17 protein-coding genes are annotated in these 16,368 nt (G+C 63.3%); 12 read left to right on the top strand and 5 right to left on the bottom strand.

Annotated elements, in window-relative coordinates; translation table 11 throughout:
• From CQ041_RS26640 to CQ041_RS22440, 5 genes are all read left to right on the top strand, one after another.
• On the top strand, nucleotides 1-77 hold a 77-nt coding region (locus CQ041_RS26640), incomplete at its 5' end, for a hypothetical protein (RefSeq protein WP_223820631.1).
• Between the two features lie 72 nt (nucleotides 78-149).
• Nucleotides 150-638: a DUF1289 domain-containing protein gene (locus tag CQ041_RS22455; RefSeq protein ID WP_105524383.1), complete on the top strand. Its 489-nt coding sequence runs from the start codon at nucleotides 150-152 to the stop codon at nucleotides 636-638.
• 67 nt (nucleotides 639-705) lie between these two features.
• Nucleotides 706-1,632: a class I SAM-dependent methyltransferase gene (locus CQ041_RS22450; RefSeq protein WP_105524448.1), complete on the top strand. Its 927-nt coding sequence runs from the start codon at nucleotides 706-708 to the stop codon at nucleotides 1,630-1,632.
• A gap of 150 nt (nucleotides 1,633-1,782) precedes the next feature.
• Nucleotides 1,783-2,499 (top strand): phosphatidylcholine synthase, encoded by a 717-nt coding sequence (pcsA, locus tag CQ041_RS22445; protein ID WP_105524384.1) that lies wholly within the window; start codon nucleotides 1,783-1,785, stop codon nucleotides 2,497-2,499.
• A 126-nt stretch (nucleotides 2,500-2,625) separates the two neighbouring features.
• Nucleotides 2,626-3,405 carry a TSUP family transporter gene (locus CQ041_RS22440; RefSeq protein ID WP_105524385.1) on the top strand — a complete coding sequence of 260 codons (780 nt, stop codon included), beginning with the start codon at nucleotides 2,626-2,628 and terminating at the stop codon, nucleotides 3,403-3,405.
• Here the strand turns inward: CQ041_RS22440 and nudC are convergent.
• The gene (gene nudC / locus CQ041_RS22435; protein WP_105524386.1) at nucleotides 3,373-4,206 is read right to left on the bottom strand and encodes an NAD(+) diphosphatase; all 834 of its coding nucleotides are present in this window, start codon (nucleotides 4,204-4,206) and stop codon (nucleotides 3,373-3,375) included. The genes CQ041_RS22440 and nudC overlap by 33 nt on opposite strands.
• 5 nt (nucleotides 4,207-4,211) lie before the next feature.
• On the bottom strand, nucleotides 4,212-5,024 hold the full coding sequence (locus tag CQ041_RS22430; protein WP_105524387.1) for a crotonase/enoyl-CoA hydratase family protein: 813 nt from the start codon (nucleotides 5,022-5,024) through the stop codon (nucleotides 4,212-4,214).
• A 192-nt stretch (nucleotides 5,025-5,216) separates the two neighbouring features.
• On the opposite strand from CQ041_RS22430, the gene CQ041_RS22425 reads away from it, so the two are divergent.
• From CQ041_RS22425 to CQ041_RS22410, 4 genes are all read left to right on the top strand, one after another.
• Nucleotides 5,217-6,464: a chloride channel protein gene (locus tag CQ041_RS22425; protein ID WP_105524388.1), complete on the top strand. Its 1,248-nt coding sequence runs from the start codon at nucleotides 5,217-5,219 to the stop codon at nucleotides 6,462-6,464.
• A gap of 97 nt (nucleotides 6,465-6,561) precedes the next feature.
• A complete protein-coding gene (locus tag CQ041_RS22420; protein ID WP_105524389.1) occupies nucleotides 6,562-7,116 on the top strand; it encodes a UPF0149 family protein in 555 nt (184 codons plus the stop codon).
• A 115-nt stretch (nucleotides 7,117-7,231) separates the two neighbouring features.
• On the top strand, nucleotides 7,232-8,488 hold the full coding sequence (aroA, locus tag CQ041_RS22415; protein WP_105524390.1) for a 3-phosphoshikimate 1-carboxyvinyltransferase: 1,257 nt from the start codon (nucleotides 7,232-7,234) through the stop codon (nucleotides 8,486-8,488).
• Nucleotides 8,489-8,546: 58 nt separating this feature from the next.
• Complete coding sequence (locus CQ041_RS22410) at nucleotides 8,547-8,936, top strand: hypothetical protein (protein ID WP_105524391.1); 390 nt, start codon at nucleotides 8,547-8,549, stop codon at nucleotides 8,934-8,936.
• 48 nt (nucleotides 8,937-8,984) lie between these two features.
• Here CQ041_RS22410 and CQ041_RS22405 read toward each other — a convergent pair whose 3' ends face one another.
• A complete protein-coding gene (locus tag CQ041_RS22405; RefSeq protein ID WP_105524392.1) occupies nucleotides 8,985-9,662 on the bottom strand; it encodes a GNAT family N-acetyltransferase in 678 nt (225 codons plus the stop codon).
• 21 nt (nucleotides 9,663-9,683) lie between these two features.
• Nucleotides 9,684-10,589 (bottom strand): LysR family transcriptional regulator, encoded by a 906-nt coding sequence (locus tag CQ041_RS22400; RefSeq protein WP_105524393.1) that lies wholly within the window; start codon nucleotides 10,587-10,589, stop codon nucleotides 9,684-9,686.
• A 112-nt stretch (nucleotides 10,590-10,701) separates the two neighbouring features.
• On the opposite strand from CQ041_RS22400, the gene CQ041_RS22395 reads away from it, so the two are divergent.
• The 3 genes from CQ041_RS22395 to CQ041_RS22385 all read left to right on the top strand — a co-directional run bounded on the left by CQ041_RS22395 (nucleotide 10,702) and on the right by CQ041_RS22385 (nucleotide 15,194).
• Nucleotides 10,702-11,916, top strand: coding sequence for an MFS transporter (locus CQ041_RS22395; protein ID WP_105524394.1), 1,215 nt, complete (start codon nucleotides 10,702-10,704; stop codon nucleotides 11,914-11,916).
• Nucleotides 11,917-11,998: 82 nt separating this feature from the next.
• On the top strand, nucleotides 11,999-12,850 hold the full coding sequence (locus CQ041_RS22390) for a CAP domain-containing protein (protein ID WP_105524395.1): 852 nt from the start codon (nucleotides 11,999-12,001) through the stop codon (nucleotides 12,848-12,850).
• A 157-nt stretch (nucleotides 12,851-13,007) separates the two neighbouring features.
• A complete protein-coding gene (locus CQ041_RS22385) occupies nucleotides 13,008-15,194 on the top strand; it encodes a GAF domain-containing protein (protein ID WP_105524396.1) in 2,187 nt (728 codons plus the stop codon).
• Between the two features lie 3 nt (nucleotides 15,195-15,197).
• On the opposite strand, the gene CQ041_RS22380 is transcribed toward CQ041_RS22385, so the two are convergent.
• Nucleotides 15,198-16,364 carry a diguanylate cyclase gene (locus CQ041_RS22380; protein WP_105524397.1) on the bottom strand — a complete coding sequence of 389 codons (1,167 nt, stop codon included), beginning with the start codon at nucleotides 16,362-16,364 and terminating at the stop codon, nucleotides 15,198-15,200.
• Nucleotides 16,365-16,368 lie beyond the last annotated feature (4 nt).

Below are 16,368 nucleotides of genomic sequence, written 5' to 3'. Positions count from 1 at the left end.
ACTTGAAGAAAGAGAAAAACTTCTTTGAGACCCGCGTGATCGAGTATCAGACCGGTGGCGCGTTGAGCTGGGATTGAACGTGTGGGAGCAGGCAAGCCTGCTCCCACATTGGTTTCTGGTGTTTATTGGATTTTTCAAACAAACCTTTTATGTCCAACCAAACCATCAAGACCCCTTGCGTCGGCCTGTGTTCTACCGTCTACGGTGACCTGGTCTGCCGGGGCTGCAAGCGCTATCACCACGAAGTCATCCAGTGGAATGGCTACAACGCCGAGGAAAAACAGGCGGTGTGGCTGCGACTGGAACACCTGCTGGTGCAGGTGATGACCAGCAAGCTCGAAGTGTTCGATGCACACCTGCTGCGCCAGCAGCTTGAAACCCGCAAGATCCGCTTTATGCCGCACCAGTCGCCGTATTGCTGGGCGTACCAATTGATTGCTCGCGGTGCGCGGGTGATTTCCAAGCTGGATGCCTATGGCTTGGCGTTGTTACCCGAGTTCCGCGAACGCCACCTGGCAGACCTGCGCGACGCGATTGACCGCGAGTTTTTCCTGCTGTCCGAGGCCCACTACGAACGCTACATCGCGCCGGGATTCCTGAAGGACGCGTTCGGCCCAGCCCTGATCGCCACCCTCTGACCAACGCCACATGCTGAAGGCAAATTGTGTTTAAAATGCCGCCCGCTCAATGACCGACGCCCGACCGATGACCCCCGACGCACTCGCCACCCTGCACGCCCACCTGCTCACGGCCCTGGCCAACCCGCCCAGCGAAACCCGGCGCCTGTTCCATGGCCGTGGCCGCTGCTGGCCGGGCCTGGAGCAGTTGACGGTCGACTGGCTACAAGGCGTGGTGCTGGTGGCGCTGTTCAAGGAACCCGAAGCCGCACAGCTCGAAGCCCTGAAACAGCTGCTGACCGAGTTCCCCTGGGGTCAATCCGGCGCTCACACGGTTGCCCTGCAACACCGCTACCTGCCGCACAGCACCACCGAATGGCTGGTGGGCGAGCCCATCGATGAGCTGACCATCACTGAAGGCGGCCTGCGTTACCTGATCGACCTGGGCAAAAAGCAGAACACCGGGTTGTTCCTCGACATGCGCTACGGCCGCAATTGGGTGCGCGAGCAGGCCAAGGGCCAGCGTGTGCTCAACCTCTTCGCCTACACCTGCGGGTTTTCCGTGGCGGCCATCGAAGGCGGTGCCGACCATGTGGTGAACCTGGACATGGCCCGCGGCGCCCTCAGCCGTGGCCGCGACAACCATCGCCTGAACGGTCACGACCTGGGCAAGGTCACCTTCCTTGGCCACGACCTGTTCAAGTCCTGGGCCAAAGTCACCAACAGTGGCCCCTACGACCTGGTGATCATCGATCCCCCTTCGTTCCAGAAAGGCAGCTTCCTGCTGACCAAGGACTATCAGCGCGTGCTGCGCCGCCTGCCGGACCTGCTTACGTCCCAGGGCACGGTGCTGGCATGCATGAACGATCCGGCCTTTGGCGAAGACTTCCTGATCGACGGCGTAACCCAGGAAGCTCCGGGGCTGCGCTTTGTCGAACGTCTGCAAAATCCCGCTGAATTTCCGGATATCGATGCACAAAGTGGCTTGAAGGCGCTGGTGTTCCGTCAAGGCTAATGCCGAAACGTCTTGCGCTTGCTACGCTAAGTGATACGCCGGGGCGGTGAACCTTCTTACCCCCTTCCCGGTCGATACCTGCATTCCCCCGGCCAGACCCGACAGCGTCACGTTGTCGGCTGCCCTGTTTCACCTTTTGGAGAACCGCCCGTGATATCGACCCTGCATGTAGCCAGACTCAAAGCCTGGGGCGCCCACGGCTTCACCGCCACCGGTGTGGTGCTGGCCTTCCTGGCCACGCTGGCACTGCTGGAAAATTCGCCCAAGGCCTGCCTGCTGTGGCTCGGCCTGGCACTGGTAGTGGACGGCGTCGACGGTTCACTGGCGCGACGCCTCAATGTGAGCACGGTGTTGCCAAGCTTCGATGGCTCGGTGCTGGACCTGGTGATCGATTACCTCACCTACGTGTTTATCCCGGCGCTGTTTATCTACCGATATATCGATCTGCCGGACTTCACCCATCTGTTCACCGTGTCGGTGATTCTGGTGTCGTCGCTGTTCTGTTTCTGCAACGTCAACATGAAGAGCAAGGACAACTACTTTGTCGGCTTCCCCGCCGCCTGGAACGTCGTGGCCCTGTGCGTTTACATCATCCAGCCAGAAGCCTGGGTAACCTTGCTCACAGTGATCGGCCTGGCGCTGCTGACGGTGACGCCGATGAAGTTCCTGCACCCGTTCCGGGTCAAGCGCTTCATGCCGATCAATATTGCAGTGACCACCATCTGGTTGCTGTGCAGCTTCCTGATGGTGATGGATTATCCCAACACCAACCCGTGGACGTTTGGGTTGTGGTCGCTGATGTCGGCGTACTTCCTGGGGATCTGCATCTGGCGCACGGCGCTGGAGTGGTTGGGCAGCCACAAATAATCTAATAAACACCGTTCAACTGTGGGAGGAGGCTCGCCCCTTCCACATTGGGTTCTGCATACATTTGGATCTGGGTACATCTGGCAGGTAAGATGGCGGCCGCCCTGCCAACCATAAGCCCTGCCCATGCCCTTCGAACTCAGCGTTGACCTCACCACCCTCGCCATTCTCGCTGCCGTGGCCTTCGTGGCCGGCTTCATCGATGCCATCGCCGGTGGCGGCGGGTTGCTCACCACCCCCGCCCTGCTCACCGCCGGCATGCCGCCGCACATGGTCCTGGGCACCAACAAGCTCAGCTCCACCTTCGGCTCGGCCACCGCCAGTTTCACCTTCTTTCGTCGCAAGCTGTTCCACCCGCGCCAGTGGGTGCACGCCATCGTCGGCACCTTTATCGGGGCGTTGACCGGCGCCGTGGTCGCCCACTACCTGCCCGCCGAAACCCTCAACAAAATGCTCCCGGTGATCGTTTTTGGCTGTGGCCTGTACCTGCTGTTCGGCGGCACGCCCAAGGCGCCGCTGGATGCCGATGCACCGATCAAGAAGAAATGGCAATCCACCCAGGGCTTCGGCCTGGGCTTCTATGATGGCGTGGCCGGCCCGGGCACCGGGGCGTTCTGGACCGTCAGCACGCTGCTGATGTACCCCGTCGACCTGGTCAAGGCCAGCGGCGTGGCGCGCAGCATGAACTTCGTCAGCAACGCGGCCGCGCTGTCGGTGTTTATCTTCAACGGCACGGTGGATTGGGTGGTCGGCCTGACCATGGGCATCTGCGTGATGTTCGGCGCCTTCTTTGGCGCACGCAGCGCGATCAGCGGCGGCGCCAAATTCATTCGCCCGGTGTTCATCACCGTGGTGCTGGGGCTGACCGTGCGCCTAGCCTGGCAGCACTGGTTCAGCGTGGCCTAAGCGGCGGGCCAGATACAGGTCGATGAGGTAACGCGCAATCGAACGTGTCGCCGGCAACGGCGGCAGGTCGTGGATGTTGAACCACTGCGCGTCTTCGATCTCGTCGGGCTGGGGCACGATGTCGCCGCCGGCGTACTCGGCATGGAAACCCAGCATCATCGAATGGGGGAACGGCCAGCATTGGCTGCCCATGTACTGGATGTTCTTGACCTCCACCTGCACTTCCTCGCGAACCTCGCGAATCAGGCAGTCTTCGGCCGACTCGCCCGGCTCGGCAAATCCCGCCAGCGTGCTGTACACCCCGGTGACAAACCGTGGCGAGCGCGCCAGCAGGATCTCGTCGCCCCGGGTCACCAGCACGATCATGCTCGGCGAAATCCGTGGATAGCTGCGCAGGTCGCATGCCGGGCAGTGCATCGCGCGCTCCCGCGGCACCTGGACCATTGCCTGGCCGCAACTGCCGCAGAACCGGTGCTCCCGCGCCCAGGTGCCGATCTGCGCGGCGTAGCCCAGCACTTTGTAAAGGGTGTGGTCGCCTTGCAGCATGAAGGCGCGCAGGCCCTGCCAACTGCAACCCTGCACGTCAGCGGGCGCGTTCAGTTCCAGCAGGTAGACCGGCTCGCCGTCGAGGTGGCCGATGCCGTGTTCGGCGAACACCGACAGGTCCTGGCGCTTGAGCCATTCACGCGGAAACAGCGGGCCGTTGGCGTCTTGCAGGAAACCCTCGCGGCTGCGGGCAACCGCCCAGCCGCCGGAGGTTTCAGTGTCCAGCAGTGTTGTCGTAATCCAGCCTGGGGTCATGTCAGTCAATCCACGAATTCGGGTTTCTGCTTGCTCATGTGGGCCGCGATGGCCACACGCAGGTCGTTGGATTGCAACATAGCCGAGTTCCAGGTGGCAACGTATTCCAGGCCGTCATTGACCGTGTGGTCACGCATGTAGCTGATCATGGCCTTGGTGCCAGTCACGGCAATCGGGGACTTGGCGGCGATTTCCCGGGCGATTTCCAGGACGCCGGCCAACAGGCTCGCGTGGTCGGCATACACCCGGTTGACCAGGCCAATACGGCGCGCTTCCTCGGCGTCGAACGCACGACCGGTGTAGGCCAACTCGCGCAGCATGCCATCGCCGATGATGCGTGGCAGGCGTTGCAGGGTACCGACGTCGGCGGCCATGCCGATGTCGATTTCCTTGATCGAAAACTGTGCATCCTCGGCGGCGTAGCGCATGTCACAGGCGCTGATCAGGTCGATGGCACCTCCGATGCAGTAACCCTGGATCGCCGCCAGCACCGGCTTGCGGCAGTTGTCGACAGCGTTGAACGAGGCTTGCAGTTCGAGGATCTTGCGCCGCAGCAGGCGCGCATTGCGGCCGACGTCCTTGCCCAGGTCATTGGCCACCGAGGCCAGCATCATCAGGTCGATGCCGGAGGAGAAATGCTTGCCGGCACCGCTGAGGACGACGGCGCGCACTTCGTCGGTGTCTTCGATCCATTGGAAGATGGCGATGATCTCGGTCCAGAACGCGGCGTTCATCGCGTTGATCTTTTCCGGGCGGTTGATCTGCACATGGGCAACGTTGCCGGTGAGTTCGACGACGAAAGCTTGGTATTCGGACATGGCAGTGATCCCTGACTGGCGAGTGATAAGGGCCAGACTATAACAAGGGTGCGCCACGGCACATCAGCCAAAAACGGGACGGGCAAACGTAATGAAATGTTGTAGGCGCAGGGTTCGGCGCAGGCCGATACATTTCATCCAGAAGCCGCGAATGATCGGCGATACACTCTCGGCCACAGCCTGGAGCCGTTTATGCCGTCCACCTTGCGTTCATCATTGATTCTGGCCCTGGTGGTCGTCCTCACCGGCATTGGCGCCGGCCTCGGCGGGATGTTGCTGGCGCTGCTGCTGCATGGCATTCAGCACCTGGCCTACGGCTACAGCCTCGACAGCCTTGTCAGCCATGAAACCTTCCTGTGGGGCGTGACCGCCGCCGCGCCCGAACGACGCTTGGCGGTGCTGGTGGCGTGCGGCCTGGTGGCCGGCTTGGGCTGGTGGGCGGTGTACCGCTATGGGCGACCGCTGGTGAGCATCAAGCAGGCCGTATCGGGCCCGATGCCGATCATGCCGCCCAAGACCACCCTCGCCCACGCCTTGCTGCAGATCATCACCGTGGCCTTGGGCTCGCCCCTGGGCCGCGAAGTGGCGCCACGGGAAGTCGGCGCGCTGGCTGGCAGCTGGCTGTCCCAACGCGCCCGGCTGACCCCGGAGCAGCATCGCTTGATCGTCGCCTGCGGTGCCGGTGCAGGCCTCGCGGCGGTGTATAACGTGCCGTTGGGCGGCGCGGTGTTTGTGCTGGAAGTGCTGGTGGGCGCGTTCAGTTGGCCAGCGGCGCTGATTGCGCTGGCCACCTCGGCGATTGGCGCGTCGGTGGCGTGGATCGGCCTGGGGGCGGAATCGCAATACGTCGTGCCGCATTTTGTCCTGAGCCCGGCGTTGATCACCTGGGCGGTGGTGTGCGGCCCGGTGTTTGGCCTGGCCGCCTATGGTTTTACCCGCCTGACCGGGGCTGCGCGAGCACACGCCCCGCGTGACTGGCGACTGCCGGTACTGGCATTGATCAACTTCACCGTGATCGGCGGCCTGGCGATGCTGTTGCCGCAAATCCTCGGCAATGGCAAAGGCCCGGCGCAGTTGGGGTTCGACAACGAATTGAGCATCGGCCTGGCCGCGCTGCTGTTGGTGGTCAAGGTGTTGATCACCACCAGCAGCCTGCGCGCTGGCGCCGAAGGCGGGCTGCTTACCCCCGGCCTGGCCAATGGCGCATTGCTGGCGATCATCCTCGGCGGCGCCTGGAGCCTGGCCTGGCCCGGCGTGCCGCTGGGCGCCTTTGCGATCATCGGCGCCGCGGCCTTCCTCGCCGCCAGCATGAGCATGCCGCTGACCGCGATTGTGCTGGTGGCGGAGTTCACACGCATCGACCACGACTTCCTGGTGCCGATCATCCTTGCAGTGGTCGGCGCAGTCTGCGTTAGCAAGCTGTGCCAGCGGAGCCGGTAAAAACCCTGCAAATCACTGGATAAAACCCTGCACACACGCCATCCTTCGCGCTTTAAGCCGCCCTCACTGCGGCGCTCGACGTTTAAAGGATATGCCCATGCACGCCCAACCCCTCACCTGCGCCGAATTCGAATTCATCGAAAACACCCTGCTCAAGTACGGTGACGACCATTCGGTACTGAACCTGGCCGAACTCGACGGCTACTTCACCGCGCTGGTGTCCAGCCCGGTCCAGGTGGACGTGGCAGAGTGGTTCCCGGCCATCTGGGGCGGCCAGAACCCCGAATGGGACAACATGGACGAAGCCCAGCGGTTCCTCGAACTGTGCGTGCGCCACATCAACACTCTGGCAAGCCAACTGGCCAGCAACGACGAGACGTTCGAAGCCCGCTTCGACGAAACCGAACACCAGGGCCAGAACGTCACCCTGGCGGAAGAATGGTGCTTTGGCTATATCCGCGGCGCCGCCATCGGCAACTGGCCGCAATTGCCGGCAGAACAGGCCGCACTGCTGGATAAAATCTCGTGGTGCGCCGAACAGGACAACTTCGAACTGCCCGCCGACCTCGACGTCAACGCCCATCAACAACGCGTCAGCGACATCGAGCCGGCAGCGCGGGCGTTGCATGATTATTGGCTGGCAAAGCGATAACGGATAGCAGCCACCACGACCCCAGGCTCGACAAGCACCACATCTATACCCGATTATTCGAGTCCGCCCGCCGGCCACTCCATATCACCTTGCCTTGAATCAGGAGCCTTGTACCTTGAGTTCGCAGAAAACCGTGACCGTTACACCGCCCAACGCCCCCCTCAACGGCAAGGTCGCCCCTCCCGGTTCCAAGTCCATCACCAACCGCGCCCTGCTGCTGGCCGCCCTGGCCAAAGGCACCAGCCGCCTCAGCGGCGCCCTGAAGAGCGACGACACCCGCCATATGTCGGTGGCCCTGCGCCAAATGGGCGTCACCATCGAAGAACCTGACGACACCACGTTCGTCGTCACCGGCCAAGGCAAACTGCACCTGCCGTCGCAGCCCCTGTTCCTCGGCAATGCGGGCACCGCCATGCGCTTCCTCACCGCTGCCGTGGCCACCGTTGAAGGCACCGTGGTGCTGACCGGCGATGACTACATGCAAAAACGCCCGATCGGCCCACTGCTGGCCACCCTCGGGCAGAACGGCATCCAGGTCGACAGCCCCACCGGTTGCCCGCCGGTCACCGTGCACGGCGTGGGCAAGATCAAGGCCAAGCGCTTCGAGATCGACGGCGGCCTGTCCAGCCAATACGTATCGGCCCTGCTGATGCTCGCGGCCTGCGGCGAAGCACCGATTGAAGTCGCGCTGACCGGCAAAGACATCGGCGCCCGTGGCTACGTAGACCTGACCCTCGATTGCATGCGCGCGTTCGGTGCCCAGGTGGACGCCGTCAACGACACCACCTGGCGCGTCGCCCCGACCGGCTACACCGCCCACGATTACCTGATCGAACCCGACGCCTCCGCCGCCACCTACCTGTGGGCCGCAGAAGTGCTGACCGGCGGACGCATCGACATCGGCGTCGCCGCACAGGATTTCACCCAGCCGGACGCCAAGGCCCAAGCCGTGATCGCCCAGTTCCCGAACATGCAGGCCACGGTCGTCGGCTCGCAGATGCAGGACGCCATCCCGACCCTGGCAGTGCTCGCCGCGTTCAACAACACCCCGGTGCGCTTCACCGAATTGGCCAACCTGCGGGTCAAGGAATGTGACCGTGTGCAGGCCCTGCATGATGGCCTGAACGAGATCCGCCCAGGCCTGGCGACCATCGAAGGCGACGACCTGCTGGTGGCCAGCGATCCTGCGCTGGCGGGGACGTCGTGCAACGCGTTGATCGACACCCACGCCGACCACCGCATCGCCATGTGCTTTGCGCTGGCGGGACTGAAAGTGTCGGGCATCCGCATCCAGGACCCGGACTGCGTGGCCAAGACCTATCCTGAATACTGGAAGGCCCTGGGCAGTCTCGGGGTTCAGTTGAGCTATTGATTACGACGGTGGGAGCGAGCAAGCTCGCGCCTGCACCTGGCCTGCGCAGGGAGGGTAAATGACCATTCGCCAACCCTGCCCACCCGGCGCCTGCGTCTGCGACCGTGAACAACTGCTGCAAGCCCCCGGCGCCGACCTGCGGATCCTCAACCTCACGCGCCAGGAAGAGAAAAAACTGCTCGACCGGCTTGAGGACCTCAAGAGCCTGCAAGACCTGGAGCGCATGCAGCAGCTGATGTACCAGCAATTGGGCATCCGCGTGCATGTCGCACCCGGTCACACCGAGGTCAAGAGCATGCGCGGGATCCAGATCCTGATCGACGAACTGCCGGGCCTGTGCCGCAAGACCCGCCAATCCATCCCGGCAGCCATTCGCCGGGGCATGGAAAAACGCCCGGAAATCGCCTACCGCCTGCTGGACGCCCACGACCTGTTTCGCGAAGAGTGAGTTGCTCCTGGCGAACACGCTCACCACAGAGGTGTGCCTGTCGCCGGATCAGGCCCGATTTTGCAGAAAAAGCTGCACTTTGCGTGTCAACTGGTCCAGATGCCGGTCGCGCTGCTTCTCGGCATCCACCATCGCGCGCTTGCCGTGTTTTTGCAGGAGGTAGGTGTGAATCTGCCGCACTTCCAGTGACTGGTAGATCGACGCCACGTCCAGCACGCCCATCAGCCCGTCGGTGCCATGGTCACGGCTGTTCATCAGCACTTGGGTGCCGCGCGCACCACGCACTTGAAAGCCCATGGCCTCGAACGCGGGTACCTTGTCCACCGAGCAGGCCAGTTCGGCGTGCGGGTAACGGCCTACTACGTCCGCCATCATGCCCCGTGCCACGCCTTGGCGTCGTTGACCGGCGAGCACTGCCATGAATGCGATGCCGCATGCCTCGGGGTCGTCCTTGACCGGCAGGTACAGCACAAAGCCGACGACCTTCTCCGGGTCCTGCGCGTCGGTGGCGACCACCAACTCCACGGCAATCCCCTTCGAGCCATTCAATGCTTCCAGGTAGAGGTGGACTTCAAAGCCGATGGCGTACTGATAGATGTTGTACAGCAGGTTGCTCGGCGGCAGCGCCACGCTGCTGATGTCGGTGAGGTTGTCCACCACCATTTGCAGGATCTGGCCATTGATAGGCTCCGGGCACGGTGTGGTGTAGCGGGTAAGGCTGTACATGCAAATTCCTGGGGTTCAGCGTCAAGGCAATGCGGATTGTACCTGCTCGGCGCACACCTCGCGCAAACAGCCGCGCAGCCAGCGATGAGCCAGGTCGGCATCCAGCCTCGGGTGCCAGAGCATCGCCACGGTGAAGGTCGGCAGTGACAGCGGCAGTGCAAAGCTGTGCAGACCTTCACGGGGGTGGGCGGTGTAGCGTTCGGGCACGCTGGCGATCAGGTCGGTGGCGCGGGCCAGGGCGATCGCCGTGGCAAAACCCGCGACCGTCGTGGTGATCTGTCGGGTGAAGCCTAGGGACTCAAGGGCATCGTCGATCTGGCCACGAGCCTGTCCGCGACGCGACACATAAACGTGCTGGCCTTCGGCATAGCGACGGACGTCGACGTCGCCCTGGCCGAGGGGGTGGCCGCTGCGCACCACGCCCACCAGACGGTCACGAAACAGCGCCTGGGTCAGCACTTCCGGGCTGGCTGTGGGGTCGACGACGCCGGTTTCCAGGTCGACACTGCCTTCGCGCAGCAGCGTGCTGTCCTTGTCCGTCTTGTTGATGAACCGCAGGCGCACACCGGGCGCTTCCCGGGCTATCCGCGCCAACAAGGCCGGGGCGAACCGCTCGACGAACTCTTCGCTGGTACGCAGGGTAAAGGTGCGCTCGACCCGGGCCATGTCCAGCGACTGCACAGGGCGCAATATGATGTTGGCGTCCTGCACCAGGCGGCTGACCTGTTCGCGCAACGCCACTGCCCGGGGCGTGGGCACCAGGCCACGGCCGGCGCGTACCAGCAGCGGGTCGCCGGTGGTTTCGCGCAGACGCGCCAACGCGCGGCTCATCGCCGAAGGGCTCAGGCCCAGGCGTTTGGCCGCGCCGGCCACACTGCCTTCAGCGAGTAACACATCCAGGGTGGTCAGCAGGTTGAGATCGGGCATCGGCATTCCTTATCAGGCGTGACACGCATGTATTTACTGCAACTCATGCGCCTACCGCCATATTAGGCGACGTCGTAGAGTTGTGACAGTTGCCTTCACCCAAGGATTTCCCATGCGGCGCACCTCACGCGGCGGCCTTGTCAGCCTGTCCCTCTCCATGTTGCTGGCCTCTCTGGGCACCAGCATCGCCAATGTCGGCCTGCCCAGCCTGGCGCGGGCGTTTGATGCCTCGTTTCAGGCGGTGCAGTGGGTGGTCCTGGCCTACTTGATGGCAATCACGGCGGTGATTGTGAGTGCCGGACGCCTGGGTGATCGCCTGGGCCGTCGGCGATTATTGCTTGCCGGGCTATTGCTGTTCACCATGGCGTGCGGGCTTTGCGGTATGGCACCCACGCTTGAATGGCTGATCGCCGCGCGCATCCTGCAAGGCCTGGGCGCGGCGGTCATGATGGCCATGGCCCTGGGCATGGTCGGTGATACGGTTTCCAAGGCACGTATCGGCCGGGTCATGGGCTTGCTGGGCACGATGTCGGCAGTCGGCACCGCCATGGGCCCAAGCGTGGGCGGCGTGTTGCTCGGCCTGTGGGGCTGGCGCGCAATTTTCCTGGTCGCCCTACCGCTCGGTTTGGTGGCCGCCGCCCTCGCCTATCAGTATCTGCCGCTTGATCGCCCTTGTGCGCCATCGTCCACTGGCCCGGGGTTCTGGTCATCCTTGAAGCCGCCAGCATTGCGCGCCAGTTTGTTCATGAGCGCCCTGGTGGCTGCGGTGATCATGGCCACCTTCGTGGTTGGGCCGTTTTATCTGTCCCGCGGTCTGGGCCTCGACCCGAAGTGGATGGGCCTGGCGATGGCGGTCGGCCCCTGTGTTGCGGCTTTGACCGGCGTACCGGCCGGCCGCCTCACCGACCGCTTCGGAAGCCCGCGCATGACACTCATCGGCCTCGGCGTGCTGGCCGGCGGTGCGCTGTTGTTGTCGCTGGCGTCTGGACTGGTCGCCTACCTGGCCTCGCTGGTCATTTTGACGACGGGTTATAGCCTGTTCCAGGCCGCCAACAACACGGCGGTAATGAGCGATGTGGACAGCGCGCGGCGAGGCACCGTATCGGGGCTGCTGAACCTGTCGCGCAACCTCGGGCTGATCTTCGGCGCGTCCGTGCTGGGTGCGGTCTTCGCCTGGAGCACCCCGGACGTGACCCGCGCCCTGCCCCAATCCGTGGCCTATGGCCTGCATGCAACGTTCGGCGTTGCGCTGGGTTTGATCCTGCTGGCCAGTGTGATGGCATGGCGCCGCTTTGGCGCCTGTCACCGTCTCCCGAACACCCCTTAAGGCAAAAAAAACAAAAAAGGCGTTGCGCCAGACCGGGTTACATCGCGCATCATGGGCACTTTCAAGCTCAAGGGTAACGTCCATGCGCGTTCTGTCATTGATGATGGGTCTTACGACGCTGGCCGCCACTACGGTGTTCTGCGCCAGCGCGATGGCGAATGAAGAAAGTCAGTTGGTGCAACAGATCAACCAATACCGCAGCCAGGTACAACGCTGCGGCGACCAGGGTTCTCAGGAACTGCCACCCCTGGCCAGCGACACGCGGCTGGTGCTGCCCGCCAACAATGTCGGCGACCTGCAGCAGGCGCTGGCCCGTGCCGCCTACCCGATGGTGAATGTGCAGGCCATCAGCCTGTCCGGGCCCAAAGACGCGCAAGCGGCCATGAAAGCGGTGCGCGAGAGTTTCTGCCGGGTGGTGCTGGACCCGCAGTTTGTCGACATCGGCGTCAGCAACAGCGGCCAGGACTGGCGGATCGTGCTCGCCCGTCCCTTGTTGTCCAGCGGCCTGGGCGACTGGCAGACCGAAGGCAGGCAGTTGCTCAACCTGATCAATACCGCCCGCGCCCAATCGCGTCAGTGCGGCACCCAGGCATTCAGCCCGACCACGCCGCTGTCGTGGAATGACGACCTGGCCGGTGCCGCCAACAGCCATACGCGCAATATGGCCAACGGCAACTTCTTCGACCACCTGGACCCTGACGGCCGCACCCCCGGTGACCGTGCCGAATTGGCCGGTTACATCGCGAAGAATATCGGTGAAAACATCGCCGCCGGCCTGGACACCCCGCGCAAGGTGGTGGACGGTTGGCTCGCCAGCCCCGGTCATTGCGCCAACCTGATGAACCCCCAGTTTCGCGAATTGGGCGCCGCTTACGCGATGGACCCCAAGAGCGATGCCGGCATCTACTGGACAGGGGTTTTTGCGGCGCAATAGTTGACCCAAAGCGCCCTTCATTTGGAGAGAGCATCATTTCGCCATCTCATGGATAATCGCGCTGAACTGGCGGTGGCCATTTCGGTCTGTAGTTAATCGGTCCCTCTCGCGGGCCATTCACAGACCGTGGCAAACAAGCGAACAAGGTGTTCTCCCAATGATGAATTGGCTGCAAAGCAGCAGCGAGATGGCTGAGCGCGTTCGCCAGCATGATTGGGCCAACACGCCTCTGGGGCCTGCCGAACACTGGCCGGACGTACTCAAGATCACGGTGGCGCTGTGTTTTGCCTCGAGTTTCCCCCAGGCCATCGTGTGGGGGCCACAGTTGACCATGCTGTACAACGACGCCTTCATTCCGATTTTGGGGGACAAGCCCTACGCGCTGGGGCGGCCCTTCAGTGAGGTGTGGCGCGAAGTCTGGCCCGAGATCGCCCCCATTGCCAACGCGGCGTTTGAAGGGCATGCCACCTATATCGAGAACTTCGCGCTGCTGATTGAACGCGGCCAAGGCCCCGAACAGGCGTTTTTCACCTTTTGCTACAGCCCGATCAGAGACCCCCAGGGCCGAGTGGTCGGCATGCTCGATACCGTCACCGAAACCACCACGACTGTGTTTCTCACCCGTCGCCTGGCGGTACTCGATGCAGTGGGCAGCGCGGTGGCCAATGCCCTCGATGCCGAAGCCATCATGACCACCACCACGCGCCTGTTGGCCGAACACCTGCAGGTGTCCAACTGCGCTTATGCCGACATGGATGCCGATGAAGACGGCTTTACCATTCGTGGCAACTGGGCGGCGCCAGGCTCGCCGAGCATTGTCGGGCATTACAGCCTGGCCTCGTTCGGCGAACGCGCCGTCAAAAGCCTGCGTGCCGGTGAACCCCTGGTGGTCCGAGACAACCGCGTCGAATTCACCCTAAAGGATGCAGCCAGTTACCAGGCCCTCGGTGCACTCGCGACGGTGTGTTTCCCATTGATCAAGGACGGCCGCCTGACCGCGCTGATGGCCGTGCACGACAAAGCGGCGCGGGTCTGGTCGCCTTATGAGCTTGCGCTGGTGGGCGAAGTCACCGAGCGCTCCTGGGCGCATATCGAGCGAGTCCGGGCCGACGCGGCGGTGCGTGAGGGCCTTGCGGCGTTCACCGAACTCAACGCGACCCTCGAGCAGCGCGTGGAAGAACGCACCACCGCCCTCACCGAGGCCGAAGCAGCGTTGCGCCAATCGCAGAAACTGGAAGCCATTGGCCAACTCACCGGAGGCGTGGCCCACGACTTCAACAACCTGCTGACGATCATCCGCTCCTCCGTGGACTTCCTGCGCCAGCCCGGGCTGTCCGAACAGCGCCGTCAGCGTTACATGGCTGCGGTGTCGGATACGGTCGAGCGTGCCAGCAAGCTCACCAGCCAGTTGCTCGCCTTCGCCCGCCGCCAGCCGCTGAACCCGGAAGTCTTCGACGTGTGCCAGCGCGTGCGGACGATCGGCGAGATGCTCGAAAGCGTCACCGGTGCACGTATTCAGGTACACGTCGACCTCCCCGCTCAGCCTTGCCACGTGCGGGTAGACGCCAGCCAGTTTGAAACCGCTCTGATCAATATTGCCCTGAATGCCCGTGACGCAATGGACGGCCAGGGCACGCTGAGCCTCAAGGTTGCCACTGCAACAGCGATGCCGAGCATCCGTGGCGATGCACAAGTGACCCAACCTTTTGTCAGCGTGTCCCTGGCGGACACCGGCAGCGGGATTGCCAGTGAAACCCTCGAACGCATTTTCGAGCCGTTCTTCACGACCAAGGCCGTGGGCAAAGGCACCGGGCTCGGGTTGTCACAGGTATTCGGGTTTGCCAAGCAGTCTGGTGGCAATGTCGACGTGTCCAGCACCCTGGGCCGAGGCACGGTGTTCACCCTGTACCTGCCGCAGGTGCCGCCGCAAACCGCGCAACACCCCACCCCTCACGAAGACCCTGCCCCGGTTCATGCCGTTGCTATGCGCCACATCCTGATCGTGGAAGACAACCTGGACGTCGGCCGCTTCGCCAACCAGATCCTGCAAGACCTTGGCTACCAGACCACCTGGGCCACCGATGCGGAGCAAGCGCTGGCCCTTGCCGGGGCCGACGCCCTGCCCTTCGACGCAATCTTCTCGGACGTGGTGATGCCCGGCATGACCGGGGTGGCCATGGCGCGGATCCTGCGCGAACGGCGCCCTGCGCTGCCGATCGTGCTGACTTCCGGCTACAGCGAAGAACTGGCAGACAGCGGCTACGACGGCTTCGAATTCCTCCCCAAGCCCTACTCCGCCGACCAGATTGCGCGAGCGCTGGCCAAGGCGATGTTCAAGGACTGAGCCCTACTCCGCCACCGCCACCTGATTACGCCCCTGGGCCTTGGCACGGTACAGCGCCTTGTCAGCGGTATTCATCAGGCCGTGCAGGTCCTGGTCCACCGCATGGGTGGACGCCACGCCCAGGCTGGCCGTCAGGCCGTGCACCGGTTCGGCGGCCAGGCCGGAAATCGCCTTGACCAGTTGCTCGGCAATGGCCCGCGCGGTTTCCAGCGACGTGTTGGGCAGCAGCACCGCAAATTCCTCGCCCCCCAGGCGGCCATACACGTCGGCTTGTCGGAAAGAGGCGCTGATCACCCCGCCAATCTGACGCAGCACCTGGTCACCGGCCTGATGGCCGTAGGTGTCGTTGATGGCCTTGAAGTGGTCCATGTCCAGCATCAGCGCACACAGCGGCTGCTGATTGTGCCGGCACTGGGCGTAGAGCAACTGGGCGTGTTCGAAGAACGCACGGCGGTTCATCAGGCCGGTGAGTTCATCGGTCTGCGCAGCGCGGGTGGAAATGTTGTGCGCACGTTCCATCTGGCGCGTGAGGCGAAAGGCTTTTTCCAGGGCATCCGATAATTTGCGCGTGGCGCTGACCACGAACGAGGAGAACACCAGCACCGCGATGGCCACCCCCACCTGCATCGACGACGGCTGGAACAACAACCAAAGGGTACAAGGCAGTAACACCAGGGCCATGGAGGCCAGGGTCATGTAGCGATACGCCGAATAGCAAGACACCGCACTCACTGACATGCCCACCGTGAACAACATCACCAACGCCTGGGACAACCGGTCGTCGGTGGGCATCACCGCCAGGGCACCGGCGCCCCAGATGCCGGCGGACAGCATCAGCGTGACCCAGTAGCGCCGCTCCCAACGCTCAGGCGTGCGCTCGCTGTTGGGACAGCGAAACCAGTCCATGAACATCTTCAGCCGCAGCACGGTGGAGGCTGCCAGCAGCGTCAACCAGATCAGGATGACCTGGTGATCGAACCGGTCCCAACATAGCCAGCACAGCATGATCGCGCCGAGATAGCTGCCAAAGGTCGCGGAAAACGATTGGCGAAACAGCTGGTGCAAGCGATCGGTGCGCACCTGCTCTTCTATAAAACAATCCTGGTCCTGCTCACGCCCAAGGCCATTCATGAAATCCGCCTGATTCTGCTGCCACGACAAAGGTGCCATTGTG

Origin of the sequence: Pseudomonas sp. MYb60 (assembly GCF_002979555.1) — a bacterium.
Classification (GTDB): Bacteria; Pseudomonadota; Gammaproteobacteria; order Pseudomonadales; family Pseudomonadaceae; genus Aquipseudomonas.
The sequence above is the reverse complement of the archived record's forward strand: the minus strand, read 5'-3'. Positions and strand labels throughout refer to the sequence as shown.

Coding starts and splice junctions, on each gene's coding strand:
- CQ041_RS22410 (WP_105524391.1), top strand. CDS start 8,547: ATGACCATTCGCCAACCCTGCCCACCCGGCGCCTGCGTCTGCGACCGT.
- nudC (WP_105524386.1), bottom strand. CDS start 4,206: ATGACCCCAGGCTGGATTACGACAACACTGCTGGACACTGAAACCTCC.
- CQ041_RS22380 (WP_105524397.1), bottom strand. CDS start 16,364: ATGGCACCTTTGTCGTGGCAGCAGAATCAGGCGGATTTCATGAATGGC.
- CQ041_RS22455 (WP_105524383.1), top strand. CDS start 150: ATGTCCAACCAAACCATCAAGACCCCTTGCGTCGGCCTGTGTTCTACC.
- CQ041_RS22405 (WP_105524392.1), bottom strand. CDS start 9,662: ATGTACAGCCTTACCCGCTACACCACACCGTGCCCGGAGCCTATCAAT.
- CQ041_RS22385 (WP_105524396.1), top strand. CDS start 13,008: ATGATGAATTGGCTGCAAAGCAGCAGCGAGATGGCTGAGCGCGTTCGC.
- CQ041_RS22400 (WP_105524393.1), bottom strand. CDS start 10,589: ATGCCCGATCTCAACCTGCTGACCACCCTGGATGTGTTACTCGCTGAA.
- CQ041_RS22395 (WP_105524394.1), top strand. CDS start 10,702: ATGCGGCGCACCTCACGCGGCGGCCTTGTCAGCCTGTCCCTCTCCATG.
- CQ041_RS22440 (WP_105524385.1), top strand. CDS start 2,626: ATGCCCTTCGAACTCAGCGTTGACCTCACCACCCTCGCCATTCTCGCT.
- CQ041_RS22450 (WP_105524448.1), top strand. CDS start 706: ATGACCCCCGACGCACTCGCCACCCTGCACGCCCACCTGCTCACGGCC.
- CQ041_RS22420 (WP_105524389.1), top strand. CDS start 6,562: ATGCACGCCCAACCCCTCACCTGCGCCGAATTCGAATTCATCGAAAAC.
- CQ041_RS22430 (WP_105524387.1), bottom strand. CDS start 5,024: ATGTCCGAATACCAAGCTTTCGTCGTCGAACTCACCGGCAACGTTGCC.
- CQ041_RS22425 (WP_105524388.1), top strand. CDS start 5,217: ATGCCGTCCACCTTGCGTTCATCATTGATTCTGGCCCTGGTGGTCGTC.
- CQ041_RS22390 (WP_105524395.1), top strand. CDS start 11,999: ATGCGCGTTCTGTCATTGATGATGGGTCTTACGACGCTGGCCGCCACT.